Annotated in this window: 14 protein-coding genes; 2 read left to right on the forward strand and 12 right to left on the reverse strand. The window is 48.1% G+C overall.

The annotated features are described in order from the left end of the window. Positions 1-217: 217 nt before the first annotated feature. From LQE92_RS01220 to LQE92_RS01260, 9 genes are all read right to left on the reverse strand, one after another. Positions 218-1,390 carry a Yip1 family protein gene (locus LQE92_RS01220; RefSeq protein ID WP_231061192.1) on the reverse strand — a complete coding sequence of 391 codons (1,173 nt, stop codon included), beginning with the start codon at positions 1,388-1,390 and terminating at the stop codon, positions 218-220. Between the two features lie 123 nt (positions 1,391-1,513). Continuing rightward, positions 1,514-2,227: a zinc ribbon domain-containing protein gene (locus LQE92_RS01225; RefSeq protein WP_231061193.1), complete on the reverse strand. Its 714-nt coding sequence runs from the start codon at positions 2,225-2,227 to the stop codon at positions 1,514-1,516. Positions 2,228-2,246: 19 nt separating this feature from the next. Then, the gene (locus LQE92_RS01230) at positions 2,247-3,215 is read right to left on the reverse strand and encodes an FHA domain-containing protein (RefSeq protein ID WP_231061194.1); all 969 of its coding nucleotides are present in this window, start codon (positions 3,213-3,215) and stop codon (positions 2,247-2,249) included. A 24-nt stretch (positions 3,216-3,239) separates the two neighbouring features. Continuing rightward, on the reverse strand, positions 3,240-4,262 hold the full coding sequence (locus LQE92_RS01235) for an AAA family ATPase (RefSeq protein ID WP_231061195.1): 1,023 nt from the start codon (positions 4,260-4,262) through the stop codon (positions 3,240-3,242). A 32-nt stretch (positions 4,263-4,294) separates the two neighbouring features. Next, positions 4,295-5,044, reverse strand: coding sequence for a YARHG domain-containing protein (locus LQE92_RS01240; protein ID WP_231061196.1), 750 nt, complete (start codon positions 5,042-5,044; stop codon positions 4,295-4,297). 74 nt (positions 5,045-5,118) lie between these two features. Further along, positions 5,119-6,354, reverse strand: coding sequence for an AI-2E family transporter (locus LQE92_RS01245; protein WP_231061197.1), 1,236 nt, complete (start codon positions 6,352-6,354; stop codon positions 5,119-5,121). Positions 6,355-6,561: 207 nt separating this feature from the next. Next, entirely contained in the window at positions 6,562-7,284 is a 723-nt protein-coding gene (locus tag LQE92_RS01250; RefSeq protein WP_269141839.1) for an HAD family hydrolase, read from the reverse strand. A 3-nt stretch (positions 7,285-7,287) separates the two neighbouring features. Beyond that, positions 7,288-8,562: a diaminopimelate decarboxylase gene (locus LQE92_RS01255; RefSeq protein ID WP_231061199.1), complete on the reverse strand. Its 1,275-nt coding sequence runs from the start codon at positions 8,560-8,562 to the stop codon at positions 7,288-7,290. 81 nt (positions 8,563-8,643) lie between these two features. Next, complete coding sequence (locus LQE92_RS01260) at positions 8,644-10,377, reverse strand: DUF5050 domain-containing protein (protein WP_231061200.1); 1,734 nt, start codon at positions 10,375-10,377, stop codon at positions 8,644-8,646. 517 nt (positions 10,378-10,894) lie between these two features. On the opposite strand from LQE92_RS01260, the gene LQE92_RS01265 reads away from it, so the two are divergent. Continuing rightward, on the forward strand, positions 10,895-11,200 hold the full coding sequence (locus tag LQE92_RS01265) for a hypothetical protein (RefSeq protein ID WP_231061201.1): 306 nt from the start codon (positions 10,895-10,897) through the stop codon (positions 11,198-11,200). Between the two features lie 70 nt (positions 11,201-11,270). Here LQE92_RS01265 and guaB read toward each other — a convergent pair whose 3' ends face one another. From guaB to LQE92_RS01280, 3 genes are all read right to left on the reverse strand, one after another. Next, positions 11,271-12,725 (reverse strand): IMP dehydrogenase, encoded by a 1,455-nt coding sequence (gene guaB / locus LQE92_RS01270; protein ID WP_231061202.1) that lies wholly within the window; start codon positions 12,723-12,725, stop codon positions 11,271-11,273. A 203-nt stretch (positions 12,726-12,928) separates the two neighbouring features. Continuing rightward, positions 12,929-14,551: a chaperonin GroEL gene (groL, locus tag LQE92_RS01275; RefSeq protein ID WP_231061203.1), complete on the reverse strand. Its 1,623-nt coding sequence runs from the start codon at positions 14,549-14,551 to the stop codon at positions 12,929-12,931. A gap of 29 nt (positions 14,552-14,580) precedes the next feature. After that, the gene (locus LQE92_RS01280) at positions 14,581-14,853 is read right to left on the reverse strand and encodes a co-chaperone GroES (protein ID WP_147595667.1); all 273 of its coding nucleotides are present in this window, start codon (positions 14,851-14,853) and stop codon (positions 14,581-14,583) included. 337 nt (positions 14,854-15,190) lie between these two features. On the opposite strand from LQE92_RS01280, the gene LQE92_RS01285 reads away from it, so the two are divergent. After that, a complete protein-coding gene (locus tag LQE92_RS01285) occupies positions 15,191-15,451 on the forward strand; it encodes a hypothetical protein (protein WP_231061204.1) in 261 nt (86 codons plus the stop codon). Positions 15,452-15,462: the final 11 nt, after the last annotated feature.

Genomic DNA, 15,462 nt, shown 5'->3' on the forward strand with positions numbered 1-15,462 from the left:
TCTAACACTCTCTTTTCACCTTTTCAACCCATAATTCGTGAAAATTCAGGTCTGAGCCTGAGAAAACCTGGTATATTTTGATCATATCTTAGAATACCTTTCAAACAAATATTTGCGGCTGATCAATACAACAGGTCAATTTGTATCATATCCATAAATGCAAACCGCCGAATCTCTAAACAGATTCGGCGGTACTTTGTATCTTATTATTTTAAAATCAGAAAAGACTAGAATAGCCCATGAGCTGACCGAGGATGTTCCGTCCGGCCACATTCAGGAAAATCCACGAAATAATCGCCGCTGCTACTATATTCACAAGGAAGATCACAAACAGCATCCATATCCTCTTATTCCTATCATTTGGGCAGAAAGAATCCATCGCAGCCGGGATGAAGAAATAACACAGAAGACTGCCTGCTTCATAAACAATCAGGAACAAAATATAAGTAAAACGGCCGCTCAAAGGAAGAATCAAAATGAGCAGTGCTGATAATGCTGTGAACGGCATCTGTGCCAGGGCTTTTGCTGAAGCAACTCCGAGACCCTGCATATAAGTCATCGGCTTTTTCGCCATGGATTTCACAAACAGCATGGAAAAAGCGGCCCAAACCGCGAAAATCGCCGCGCCTGCAAGAAGCGCCATAAAGAAAAGCAAAGGAGTATTGACCACCTTGATTCCCATGCCATAACTATATTTGCCCACCATTGAATTAATCTTAAATCCGAAGAAGGCAAACATCAAAGCAAATAAAACCGCCTGAATTCCCAAAAGACCGAATATCACATGGCTCTTTCCGGCTGCAGCCAAATTCCCGAGAGTTCCGGCCGGCTTTTTGAACGCATCCAGGATCGTTCCCCACAGTCCCTTCACATAAACGCCCGCTGCTCCGGACTGCTTTGGCGCCTGAGGTCCTCCATAAGGCTGCCTCTGATTCGGCTGCTGCGTATATCCCTGATAGTTCCCGTAAGGATAACCCTGATTCGGCTGCTGCGTATATCCCTGCTGATTCCCATAGGGCTGACCCTGACTGGGCTGCTGCGTATATCCCTGCTGATTCCCATAGGGCTGACCCTGACCGGGCTGCTGCGTATATCCCTGCTGATTTCCATAGGGCTGGCCCTGACCGGGCTGCTGCGTATATCCCTGCTGATTTCCATAGGGCTGACCCTGACTGGACTGCTGCGTATATCCCTGCTGGTTTCCATAGGGCTGGCCCTGACTGGGCTGCTGTGCATTCGTCTGCTGCCCTTCTTTATCCGGCTGTACCGGAGCCTGCTGCTCCTTAGCAGCTACCGGCGGTGTCTGAGGCGCCTGTGTTTTTTGCTGCTGGCACGAACAAATCTCTCCTTCATTCAGGGGCCTGCCGCATTGACTACAAAACTTTGCCATACTTTTTCCTCCTTGATGTCGTTCCTCATTAGAACTAAAGAACTTATTTATATTGATATTTATAAGTAAAGCCAATATTCCTTGTATTTTTATCCGCTCTCTGTGAAGTCAGACTGCGGTTTGTCAATCCAATATGGAACCGACGTCCTCCGCCGATATCTTCCATACGGGAACAAACAGAAATTTCCTTCCGCTCTTCACCACCGTTATAGTCGCCTCCTGATCCTGGGACATCCCCAGAGCCGAGACACTCATATTCACTGTCAGATCTTTGCAGATAAGCCCATCCGAATTCCGGTATGGCGTCCCTTCCGCTACCCTGCTCACTTTGACATTGCTGAGCATCGATATATAGGAAACCAGCTGCCCCATATTTTCCCTTGCTTCGGAGATAAAGGTCTTTCTGTCATATTCCGGTGCGGTACCCCAATAAACACTGTCATAAAGAGCTCCCCAATCGCTTTTTTTAAGCGCTCCCACAAGCTGTTCCACCGGCGCCATCGGTCTGCTCTCCTTATATGCAACAAATCCAAAGGCCGACGCGGCAGCCACTGCCAAAATCAGAGCAGCGGCGATGATCAGTCCCTTTTTTCCTTTCTTCTTGTCATTTCCCTGATAGGGCGGCATCCCTGGCTGCACTCCAGGCCGGACTGGATCCCCATACTCCGAATAAAAAGGTTGTGTTACCTGCTGACCAGCCTGACTCCAAGGCACCTCTCCTGGGGCCTCTTTTACCTCATCCGCCAACGGAATCGTCTCCGATTCCATCGGCCTGCCGCAGCTTCTGCAGAACTTTGCCCCATCGCTGTTTTTTGTGCCGCAGTTCGTGCAATACATACTCTCCTCCCTTTCTGTCCTACCTTATCATAAACTGGAACGGCTCATCTGCCAAGACAAACCCATCTCCGTGGCAAAGCCTGTATTCATCTCCGGGATCCAGCCGCATACCGTTCAAGTATGTGGAGTTAGTAGAATTATGATCCACCAGATAATATTCTCCTTCATCCATCAGGATACTGGCATGGTGACGGCTGACCGCCCGGTTATCCGGGATACAAAAGTCCGCATCAGGACTCTTTCCAATGAGAGTCTCATCCAGCACTACCGCCATTTCATCACCGGTCCGGATGCGGATGATATATGCAATCTCCCGGGCAGCAAACGCATCCGGGAGCATGATATCCAATCCATCCTCCGACGGTTCTCCTTCATATGAAAATTCAGGCGCGTTTTCTGTCTCCGCCATTTCCATTCCAAAAGATACCGGATTCTCTGCCGCCGCAGCCTCCGCTGAATCAGCCGCAATATCCTGCAGAAGTAGGGCATCTGTCATTTCCCTGCACTGATCCAGGTTATCCCGTTTCACTCCCTTTACATATTTTAAAAGTGTGATCATATTTTCCTGATTTTTCTCTGGATTCCCTTCCATGACATTCACCAGCTCCGTCATAAAAAGACGCAGCTTTTCTATCGGACTCCTCGATTCTTTTTGAAGCCCGCAGATCCATTTGACCTCTCCGCTCTCCTCATTGATAAATACATCAGAAAGCTCCATCAGCAGCTCATTTCTCGGAATCATATATTCATCCAGATTCACCCAAACTCCCAAAAGGCTTTTAAGTATCTGGACCACCGCTTTTTTCGGCATTCTGGCAGGAAACATACGAGGCAGCGGAGAATATCCCTCCGTAATATATCTCGCCTCCCCTGCCGCTTCATCAATCTCCAGCTTCAGCACACCTTCTATATTATTATAAATAAGCATTTCATAGGTAATCCCATCAAATGCCGCTTCTGTCGGCGCTTGTCTATCGATCCTATCCATATGTAATCTCTGCTCCCTTCTGTTCTACCGCAATATTTCCTGCAGCACCTCCAGCCGGGCCATCTGCTCTGCCATCTGCACCGTTCCGGCCGGCGGAAGGATCTCTATACTCCCAGCAACCACAATCTCCGGGTTTTCATAACGTTTCCCGTACTGGGCATGAAATTTGTTATAAAGAAGTGCCGTCTTCTGGCAGATTCCCGGATGCGTGGACAAATCCAGGCGTTTCATCAGCGTCCAGATTTTATGGAATCTCTGATTGGAAACAAAGGTCCCGTCATTGACCACAACCACCTTATCCGCAGCAATAAGAGCCGCAAAAAGCCCATGGTTTACGGAAAAGCTGCTGTCTATGATGATATAGCGGAAATCTCCCCGTTCTGTCAGCCTCTTCAAAAATGCTTCCACCCGCTCTTCCCCGATATCCATAATGCTCAGGGGGGCATCGGCATTGTCATAAAAATACACTCCACTGGAATCCCGGTTCAGCGCGGCAGACATGGCTGCTTCTAAATCCGCCCCTGTTTTCATTTCCGTCATAAGAAACTGGAAGTCTTTTGGATTGACCCCTTGGAAAATACTTCCAGTGTCGCCCAGATCGCTCATATTGATGTACAGGACCCGCTTTTCCTCGGCGGCAAGACGCATCGCATACGCTGCTGCCGCCGTGGAAGTTCCCACCGCCGCATTCGCACCGATAAAGGCCACCGTCTTCACTGCAGTATCTTCCTGGTCCAAAACCCTTTCTATGCCATGAAGAAGTTCCCGGCAGCTCTGAAAGCGGAAAATTTCTCCCGGTTCTTCTGAGGCTTCTGCAGTAAAATATCCCACATGGATATCCCCTATGAACGGCGGATATTCTTCCCTCAGCGCATCAGACGTCAATACGGCATCCACAGATCTGGTGGCGATCAGGCCGTCCAGTTCACCCCTTTCATAGACTGGACAGAATTCCGCTGTCCGCCCATACCGCTCCCCCATATACTGGCAAAACCGTTCCGTATACACGGCATCTAAATCATATACCGCTATCCGTATCTGCTTCATTTTCTCAATCGTCCTTCCTGGGATAACTGTATTCAATACCCCATTTTCTTTTCGTAATCCGCGATCAGCTTCCGGTTTGCGACCTCATAATCATTGAAGACGCTGTCCCCCAGCGCTTCAAATTGGTTTGGCTCGTAAAGAGGCGTATACCAGGACTTACTCATAAAATATTCGTTCAGAGCCGCATCCTTGAATTTTCGTCCATGGCGGGCGTATATCTCGTTTCTCGCTATCCTCAGCTGTTCTTTCGTAAGACCGACCAAATCTGCTTCCGTCAGATAAACAGAATCGCTGCCAGGCAGTACATATTCACTTTCCGCAGCTGTCGCAGCCGCGGTAGTTACGGGTGCTGTAGTCGTCGGCGCTGTAGAAGGTACCGTTGGCGCTGCCGTCACGGAGGATTCGACTGACGCCTCACTGGTCTTTGCCTCCTTTTTACTCTCTTCCTTCTCCTCTTCCATACCGGCCTCTGAGGTGGTCTCCGCTCCCGCTATTTCCACATCGCCTCCATTTTTCCCGCCGAAAACTTTAACTCCAAGGAAAATGAGCACGCCTATCAGCACTACGGCTACCACGCCCAAAGCGGCGATCAACACCGTCATACCCCTGCCTTTTTTCTCCTTCTCCGGCGCATCGTAAGAAGACTGCCCGCTTCTGTATGGATCCTGCCAATTCTGAGGCGGCGGAGCATCCTGCCGCTCCACAGGCCAGACCTTCGCGCCGCATCCGTCGCAGAACCTGGAATCATCCGGTATCTGTTTCCCGCATTCTTCACAATACATGATCTATCCTCCTGCATCTTATGTCAAAAATTGAAAATTCACTGTTATTTTATCATAACTTCCCGAATCATGCATCAAATATCTTTGTCGATTTTCCCCTCATCCGCCAAGACCGTCATTCCCTTTTTCCTCAGTTTGTAATCGACAATGGAGCTGATGATCTGATAGATCACAGCAAATACGGGTACTCCGATGAGCATTCCCACAATCCCAAAAAGTCCTCCGAAGAGAAGGATTGAAAACACCACCCAAAAAGCTGAAAGTCCTGTGGATTCTCCTAATATCTTCGGTCCGATGATATTTCCGTCAATCTGCTGGAGAATGATGATAAATATAATGAAAATGACTCCTTTCGCCGGATTGGCCAGGAGTATCAGGATCGCGCTGGGAATGGCCCCCATATACGGTCCGAAAAATGGTATCACGTTGGTCACTCCCACTATTACGCTGACAAGGACTGTATAAGGCATGTTCAGAAAATAAAGCACAATAAAACACAGAATCCCGATTATCAAAGAATCCACGAGCTTACCGGCTATGAAGCCGCCGAATATCCTGTTGCTGTCTTTCAGAGTATCAATCAGGATTCCCGCATTTTTCTTGGAAAAGACCGCGTAAATGACCTGCTTCGCCTGCCGCTTAAAAGTACGCCTGCCGTTCAGGACATACAGCGCGACGATCACACCCACCACGATGTTCAAAGTAGTGCTGAAGAAATTAATGACTCCCGCAGTCAGGTATCCAAAGACCATGTTCATATCCTTCAGAAAATCCGTCTGCACCCAGTTATTAAAAAAAGTAATGATCTTTTCCGTAATATTCCGGACAATCTCCGTATTCATCCCTTCCTGGCCCATATAGTCGGTAATCGCTGCCGATGCATGCTGAATCTGCCCTGGGAGTGCCACGATCATATTGCGGATATTGGTATACAGTTCCGGAAGTACCATGACACCCAGAATCACGATGATGGCGACCCAGAAGAGAAGCGCCAGAAAAATGCTGACTCCCTTATTGAGTTTAACAGCCCGTTCATCCTTTTTTATGATTTTCTTAATAAGACCGTCAAGCCTCTTTTCAAAGAATCTCACCACCGGATACATGATATATGCGAATACAAATCCAAAAACAATCGGCTCCAGAATCTTCAAGATAGTCCGGATGGCTTTCAAAACCACATCTATTTTGTATAAAAGCAGAAAAAACAGAATACTCGCTGCAATCACTAAAAATGCCGTGAGACCCATGGAAGCGTATTTCTTCATTCCATGTCTAGCAGTTTCCAATTTTCCTTCTTCTTCCTTTTTCATATGCCCGCTCCTTCCATTTGGAGAATTCCCCCAACCATGACAAGTATATCACAGGCACAACATAATTTCCATAGAAAGAACTCCCCGACCGGGCCGCCCCATTTTAGAATCATGACAAGAAAGCGTTACGTGAACGGACCGAAGAAAAATTAAAGATGCCGTTCGTCTTCCGCCGGCATCTTCATCGATATTATGTACTTTTGCCTGTCAGGTCAGGTTAGGCATTCTTTCTGCAAACCTTCGGAATTCCTCAAAGCTGCCGGAAAGATATCCCTCCAGAGATCTTCCATGTCGGTTCAGCAGACAGTCCGTCAAAAGGTAGCCCTTGATTCCCAGGGATGTAACACACATATCCTCATCCACGTCGTTTCCGACCATCATGCACTGTTCCGGCATTTTCCCGAAACGCTCCAAAATGGAGGTGTAATATTTCAGGTTCGGCTTGCAGAATGTCTCTTCTTCATAAGTGGTCACCAAATCAAAATCCCCCGGAGAAAGCCCCGCCCATTCCATCCTGCGGTGGGTGGCCACAGAAGGAAACAGCGGATTCGTAGCCAGGATCACCGTGTATCCCTTTTCCCGAAAAATCTTCACAGTCTCACTTGCCAGAGGCTGGAAAGCAGTAGCTGCCTTCGCTTCACCAAACTGTTCCCGGTAGAACTGCTCAAATACAGGCTCTTCGCTGAGCATTTCCCGTCCCATCACCTGAGAGAACACATTCCAGAACCGCTCCCGGTTGCTCATGGTCCCGTCATTTTGTACCATAGCTTCCGTCCCCTTCCACACAGAAGACGTCAGGTGCTTCGGGTCATAGCCCGACGGTGCAAAGGTCCTTCCCAGCGCGCCCATATAACACTTCACGAACTCCTCCTGATCCATTGGCAGAAGACTTCCGTCCAAGTCAAACAATATCGTGTCTATCCTATGCATTTCCTATTCCTGCCATTTCATGTCTTTTAATATATCACAGAAATCAAACGTCGCAAAATAATCCCGAGGAGTTTCCGCCCGCCGTATCAGCTGAACGCTTCCGTCTTCCCTAAGCAAAAGCTCCGCCGAGCGCAGCTTCCCATTATAATTATATCCCATGGAAAATCCATGAGCGCCCGTATCGTGGATCACCAGAAAATCTCCCACATCAACCTTAGGGAGCATCCGGTCAATGGCAAACTTATCGCTGTTCTCGCAAAGCGAGCCTGTTATATCATATTTGTGGTCACAGACACTGTTGTCCTTACCCATGACCGTGATATGATGGTATGCTCCATATATCGCCGGCCGCATCAGATTCGCAGCGCAGGCGTCACAGCCCACATACTCTTTATAGATATGCTTCTGATGTATTGCCTTTGTCACCAGACAGCCGTAAGGCCCCATCATAAAACGCCCCATCTCAGTGTAAATGGCAATATCGTCCATGCCGGCAGGAGTAAGCACTTCTTCATATGCTTTTCGCACTCCGTCTCCGATAGCCTGAATATCATTGGGCTCCTGCTCCGGCCGGTAGGGTATTCCCACTCCTCCTGACAGATTGATGAATTTAATATCAGCCCCCGTCTTCTCCTTCAGCTCTACCGCCAGCTCAAACAGCACCTTGGCAAGCATCGGATAATATTCGTTCGTCACAGTATTGCTAGCCAGAAAAGCATGGAGACCGAAGGTTTTAACTCCTTTTGCTTTCAGTATCTTAAATCCCTCGATAATCTGTTCGTGGGTAAAACCGTATTTGGCATCCCCGGGATTGTCCATGATGCCATTGCTCATCTTGAAGATTCCTCCCGGATTATACCTGCAGCTGATTGTCTCCGGAATTCCCGCGCATTTTTCCAGGTATTCAATGTGGGTAAAATCATCCAGATTGATAGTCGCATTCAGATTCCTGGCAAACTGATATTCCTCGGCCGGCGTCGCGTTGGAGGAAAACATGATTCCGTCTCCCGAAATTCCCAAAGCGTCCGCCAGCATAAGCTCTGTCAATGAGGAGCAATCACAGCCGCAGCCATACTCTTTTAAAATATTTATCAAAAAGGGATTCGGAGTGGCTTTCACCGCAAAGTACTCACGAAAGCCTTTGTTCCAGGCAAACGCTTTCTTCACCCGCATGACATTCTCCCTTATTCCCTTCTCATCATACAAATGATAAGGAGTCGGATAACTCTTGTCGATCTCTTTCAACTGTTCCAGTGTTACAAAAGGTTCTTTTTTCATGTAAGCGCTGCTCCTTTCGTTTCTCATAAGTCAAACAAAGCATACTATAGCTCTTCTTAAATGTCAACCGGCCCCCTGCCATTAGTTTCCATACAGAATCTCTTGCTTTGTCCCGTCTTTAGATATTCTGCCCAGCTCCTGTTTTTTCAGACTGTTCTGCCCACTCTTCATCCGATAGTATACCCAATCCTCTGTCACGTTGATCTCATAAAAAATCTCATTAAAATAGCTGTCTCCTCCATAGGTGGCTTCATCAAACACCTTCAGCAGCTTCTCTGCCTGTCCATTGTCTCCGCAGACTGCCATGGCCCGGTTAGTAAGAGGGGCACCATTTTCTCCCCAGACTCTTCCGCCAGTGGCTGCATACAGCTTTCCGTCCGAAGCAACAGTTCCGACCCAGCTTCTTTCCTCCAAAAGTCTGTCTCCAAAGGACTCCTTGAAGGCATCGTATACATGGAATCTGGAATCCGGGAATTCTCCCTCACTGTCCCCGCAGGAAAGATAAAGCTTTCCGTCTGAAACCTGAATCCCCAGTACGTATTCCGTATAACTGCCGTAATCGCTTGTAAACGGCGCGTTACTTTCCCGATGTACCGGCAGCTCTTCCGCCATGGTGCCGTCCAAAGAAGCCCGGTAGAACTTAGTAAAATTATAAGGTCCGAAGAAGCAGTTATAATAGCTGACTGTATAATAGAGCTTTCCGTCTGAAATGCACATTTGAGGAGAAGCGTTTCCCAAATTCTCCACCAATTCCGTCACATTTCCTCCATCCAGATCCATCCGGTAGAGGGAGGCATTATCATGATAGGTCACTGTCACCGTCTGGCCGCCGTTGCTGTTCATATTGGTGCAGGTATAAGTCCCTTCCCTCCCGTTTCTTCCTATATAGTAAAGATATCCGTCATATACGGTAAAGCCCCGGTAACCGGCTCCGGCCGTATATTCATCCATATAGTAATCCGAAAAGCTCATGACCACGCCGCCCTCATCCGCCGGCACGCCAATCGCGGTCAGCCCGTCTCCATTCAATCCAACGCGGTACGGTGTCCGGGTCTTATACGGCCTGTCATATTCCCCGGCCTTTTCTTCTTCCGCCAGAAAATAGACCTGGTCCTCCCACAGGTTCAGAGAAGAACAGCTTCCGTCAAAAAGCTTCACTCTTCCGCTCCCATCCTGATTCATGCGCCAAAGAGCATTCTCATAGCTGTATACCACGCAGGTTTCATTTTCGACTACATATCCGCCATTATTTATATTTCCGGCCAAATTCCCCGCTCCGGTCACATTCTCTGTTTCTTGTCTGGGATTTTCTTTTGTCTCGTCCGCAGTGCTCTCTCCACTTTCCTCTGCCGTCTCCTTTTTTTCATCATTCCAGTAATTTTCAACGGTCTTCTCGGACAGCTCCGGATAGACCGTCTTTACCATATCCAGGACTTCCTGTTTTTCTGTCTCGTCCACGCGCTCCTGCCCGATCTCCAGCGCCTTTTTCACCAAAGCAGAATTTTTTGTTCTCTGAATACCATCACAAATCGTTTTGACCGCTTCTTTCCAATAAGAAAAATCCTCACCAAGAGAAGCGTCTGCGAACCCTATGTAAGCATCTGCATATTCAGGCTCCATTTCGATCGCCTGCTTAAAAGAAGATATGGCCTCCTCATAATTTCCTTCCTCCAGATTCTTCTTCCCCGCCTCCATCCATTTCTCATATCCCGTCTTTTTCTCCTTATTCATATAAATGAGAAGACAAAGGCTGCCCGCCGCTGCTGCGATGATCACGCACACCAGGGCGATGATAATACCTCTTTTCTTTTTCATATCTTTTCTCCCAATATAATAATAAACAAAAAATCAATTATAAAACTTCATTTTATACCCTGCCTCACGAAGTGCGCCTGCCCGGAGGGCATGTATTTAGGGGTGCCCCTGGGTATACCTTTGAATACCTTTCAAATAAACCTAATCTTAACGAATAAAAGGAGGCAGGAGGAAGTCCGCTTCCATTCAGGCGGGTCGCTGGCAGCCGTAACCAGCATCTTTGCGGCCTTCAGTCGGTCTTTTCCAACTGACATGGATAAATCGATATTTTTCCATGTCAGATTCCAACAAAAATCTGCATGATATGCGATTTTTGCCTCCCTTCGGCCGGGAAGATCCTGCCAACGCCCTTGCGGCGCTCCCCTTACGATGGAATCGGATCGTTCCTCCTGCTCCTCTTCCCGCACCGAAATAAGCTTTTGTTTGTTGTGAAAGCTATTGGGGCGGCTCACCGCGGCCCGCTGCCCTAAGGCGCGCGGGCCCTGCGGATATCCGATCCTTTTCTGGAATCTAAGAAATGAAATTTGTCCGGTACAGCGCGGCAGGCAGGGCGCCGGCAGTGAGATTCCGGGCCGGCCTAAAGGTGAGCGCTGCAGGGCAGCGGCCGGTGTTCTCCAGGAGGAGGGAGGCAGAAACGGAAATACCGATTCCGTTTCTGAGCGAACAGGAGACAGGAAATCATAAAGATTTCCTGTCGACATGTGAGCGGTACTGCCAAAGCGGAGATAAAGCGGCCCCTGCATCGCCAGCGAACCGAAATCGTGACGGTCCGGAACTTCTGCCGGTGCTGAACTTAAGCTTGATCGGAGCTAACTATAAATGATTCCAAAAAGTATTTAGTATCATCGTCTAAAAAACCGCTGCCGGTGATATCCGGCAGCGGTCCTATCCCGTTATTCGTCTACGCTGTAATTGGGCGCCTCTTTGGTAATATGAATATCATGAGGATGACTTTCTTTCAGTGATGCGGCCGAAATCTTTACAAATTCCGCTTTTTCCATCAAAGAAGGGATATCCTTCGCTCCGCAGTAGCCCATACCGGACCGGATGCCGCCTATCAGCTGGAACACCGTATCCTCTACCGTTCCCTTATAGGCCACTCGACCTTCCACGCCTTCCGGCACAAGCTTTTTCGCACCTGTCTGGAAATACCGGTCCTTGCTCCCGTTTTCCATCGCCGCGATGGAACCCATACCACGATATACTTTATATTTTCTTCCCTGGAACAGTTCAAATGTCCCGGGGCTTTCATCACAACCGGCAAAAATGCTGCCCATCATGCAGACGCTTCCGCCCGCAGCGATTGCCTTTGTCATATCTCCGGAGTACTTGATGCCTCCGTCCGCCACGATTGGAATTCCAAATTCCTTTGCTGCCCCATAACAGTCCATGATGGCTGTGATCTGAGGTACGCCAATGCCCGCGACCACTCTGGTCGTGCAGATGGAACCAGGTCCGATTCCTACTTTCACCGCATCCACACCAGCCTCGATCAAAGCCCTGGTCGCCGCGCCTGTAGCCACATTTCCAGCGACAACCTGAAGCTCCGGATAATTCGCTTTGATATCACGGACGGCATTGAGAATATTGGCGGAATGTCCATGGGCAGAATCCACTACCACACAATCTACCTTTGCCTTGACCAGTGCTCCGACGCGCTCCAGAAGGTTCGCTGTGATTCCCACGGCAGCCCCGCACAGCAGGCGTCCCTGGTCGTCCTTCGCGGACTGCGGATATTTAATCTGTTTTTCTATATCCTTAATGGTGATCAGGCCCTTCAGATTGAAGTCTTTATCCACAATGGGAAGCTTCTCTTTTCTGGCCTTCGCCAAAATCTTTTTCGCCTCTTCCAGCGTGATTCCCTCAGGTGCGGTAATCAGCCCTTCCGATGTCATGGAATCTTTGATCTTCTTCGTAAAATCTGTCTCAAACTTAAGGTCACGGTTCGTTATGATGCCCACCAGCCTGCGTCCTTCTGTAATGGGGACACCGGAAATCCGGAACTTGCCCATCAGCTCATTGGCATCCGCCAGTGTATGTTCAGGAGATAAATAAAAAGGGTCGGTGATGACACCATTCTCAGAGCGTTTAACCTTGTCCACTTCCTCGGCCTGGGCCTCTACCGACATGTTCTTATGGATAATGCCGATACCTCCCTGTCTCGCCATGGCGATTGCCATCCTGTGCTCTGTAACTGTGTCCATCCCGGCACTCATCATCGGAATGTTCAATTTGATCTTCTTAGTCAGATGGGTCGATAAATCCACCTGATTCGGTGTTACCTCGGAATATGCCGGTACCAACAGCACATCATCAAAGGTAATTCCCTCACCGATTATTTTGCCCATGTTTATTTCTCCTTTCTTCCTCACATGCTCAAAAGCTCATCTTATTTAATATAATACTCTACCAAAAATGTCCGTCGGTGTCAAACAAATTCGACAAGGTTTTGCAATCTTTTAATACAAAAAAGGACCAGTCTGAAACAGACCGGTCCCTCTGCATTTATCACTTAAAATTCTGATGTTCAGTTGAATTTCCAGCCGAACAATTACATCATTCCCATTCCGGGAGCGCCTGCGGGCATTGCCGGAGCGTCTTCCTTGATATTCGCCACTACAGATTCCGTGGTCAGCAGCGTAGCTGCAACGCTTGTAGCATTCTGCAGCGCGCTTCTCGTAACCTTGGCAGGATCTACGATGCCGGCAGGAATCATTTCTACATATTCTTCCTTCAAAGCGTCGAAGCCATGGCCTGCTGCCGCTTCTTTTACTTTATTTACGATTACAGAGCCTTCCAGTCCTGCATTGGCAGCAATATGATACAAAGGAGCTTCCAGGGCCTTCAGTACGATCTTAGCGCCTGTCTTCTCGTCACCTTCCATAGTACCTACCATCTTTTCAACTTCTTTTGCAGCATGGATGTATGCAGAACCGCCGCCTGCAATAATGCCTTCCTCCACAGCCGCCTTGGTAGCCGCAAGAGCATCTTCCATACGCAGCTTCGCTTCTTTCATCTCAGTCTCGGTCGCCGCTCCAACACGGATGACCGCCACGCCGCCGGATAACTTGGCAAGGCGCTCTTGTAATTTTTCTTTATCAAACTCTGAGGTCGTCTCCTCAATCTGGGACTTAATCTGGCCGATTCTGGCTTTGATATCTTCGCTCTTGCCCTCGCCGTCCACGATGATGGTGCTTTCCTTCTGAACCTTTACAGACTTCGCACGGCCCAGCTGATCGATGGTAGCTTCCTTCAGATCCAATCCGACTTCTTCAGAGATTACGGTGCCGCCCGTCAGGATAGCGATATCCTTAAGCATTTCCTTCCTTCTGTCGCCATAGCCGGGAGCCTTTACTCCTACAACGCTGAAGGTTCCTCTCAGTTTATTTACGATCAAAGTGGTCAGAGCTTCACCCTCGATATCCTCTGCGATGATCAGCAGCTTGGAGCCGCTCTGTACGATCTGCTCCAGAAGAGGAAGAATCTCCTGAATATTGCTGATCTTCTTATCGGTGATCAATACATACGGATTGTCAAGCTCTGCACACATTTTTTCCATATCTGTGCACATATAAGCTGAAATATAGCCTCTGTCGAACTGCATACCTTCGACCAGATCCAGCTCTGTTTTCATGGTCTTTGATTCTTCAATGGTAATAACGCCATCCTTAGAAACCTTCTCCATAGCGTCAGCTACCATCTCGCCTACGCTGTCTTCACCAGCAGAAATTGCCGCAACCCTTGCGATCTGGTTCTTGCCGCTGATAGGCTCGCTCATTTCCGCAATCGCTTCCACAGCCTTATCGGTCGCTTTTTTCATACCTTTTCTCAGGATAATGGGGTTCGCACCCGCCGCCAGGTTCTTTACGCCCTCATGTACCATGGCCTGAGCCAATACTGTTGCAGTCGTCGTACCGTCGCCGGCCACGTCGTTCGTCTTGGAAGCCACTTCCTTGATGAGCTGTGCGCCCATGTTCTCAAACGCGTCTGCCAATTCAATTTCTTTTGCGATGGTCACACCGTCATTGGTGATCAGGGGAGTTCCGAAGGATTTATCCAGAACGACATTTCTTCCCTTCGGTCCCAATGTCACTCTTACTGTATCTGCCAGCTGATTCACGCCAGATTCCAGTGCTGCTCTTGCTTCAGCACCATATTTGATTTCTTTTGCCATAGCTTCTCAATCTCCTTTTCGCTGTTATATTACTTTACAATTGCTAAAATGTCGTTCTGCTTCACTACGATATACTCATCTTCTCCCAGCTTAACCTCAGTTCCGGCATATTTGGAATAGATGACTTTGTCGCCTACGGCAACTTCCATTTTTACTTCTTCTGTTCCAGGACCCACAGCGATCACTTCAGCCTGCTGGGGTTTTTCCTTTGCCGCTCCGGGCAGCACAATCCCTGATTTTGTGGTTTCTTCAGCTTCAACCTGTTTTAATACGACTCTGTCGCCTAAAGGTACTAATTTCATTACGATTCCTCCTATCTAATTATTAGCACTCACTCTAATCGAGTGCTAACCGACTGGTATTATATTATATAATTTAAGGTCAAAATGCAACGTCCGTTTATCGGCTATTTCAGTGAATTTTTCTCTATTATCTCCACTTTTCTCTTGTTTTCTTCACCTATTTTGTTTTTTCTATAATTTTATCAATATCTTCTCTGTTTTTGGGACCTTCTGATTCGCCAGAATCCATCAAAACGAAATTTTCTATAAAGAAATGAAAATAGCCCTTTTCATCCGGCCAAAAAAGGATTACAATAATACAAAATTATTTTCTTTATAATAGAAAGGAGTTTGTGCCATGCGTAAAGGCATTTTAGGAAAGGTTCTGGCGATTTCTGCCATAGCCGGCGGCGCAGCCATCCTCATTGCAAAGCTTGTAAAAAACAGCGCCATAAAAGATTCGGAAAACAGAGATTTTGAGGAAGACGATTTCTGCTGCTGCGATGACTGCGGCGAGGATACTCTCTCAAGGAATTACGTTCCCCTCTCCCACAGTTCAAAAGAAGAAGACAGCGAAGAAGCAGAGGAAAGCGACAGCCGGGAAGAAAAAGAAGACTGACGGCAGCCAAA

Origin of the sequence: Lientehia hominis, assembly GCF_021044755.1 — a bacterium.
Taxonomy (GTDB): domain Bacteria; phylum Bacillota; class Clostridia; order Lachnospirales; family Lachnospiraceae; genus Lientehia; species Lientehia hominis.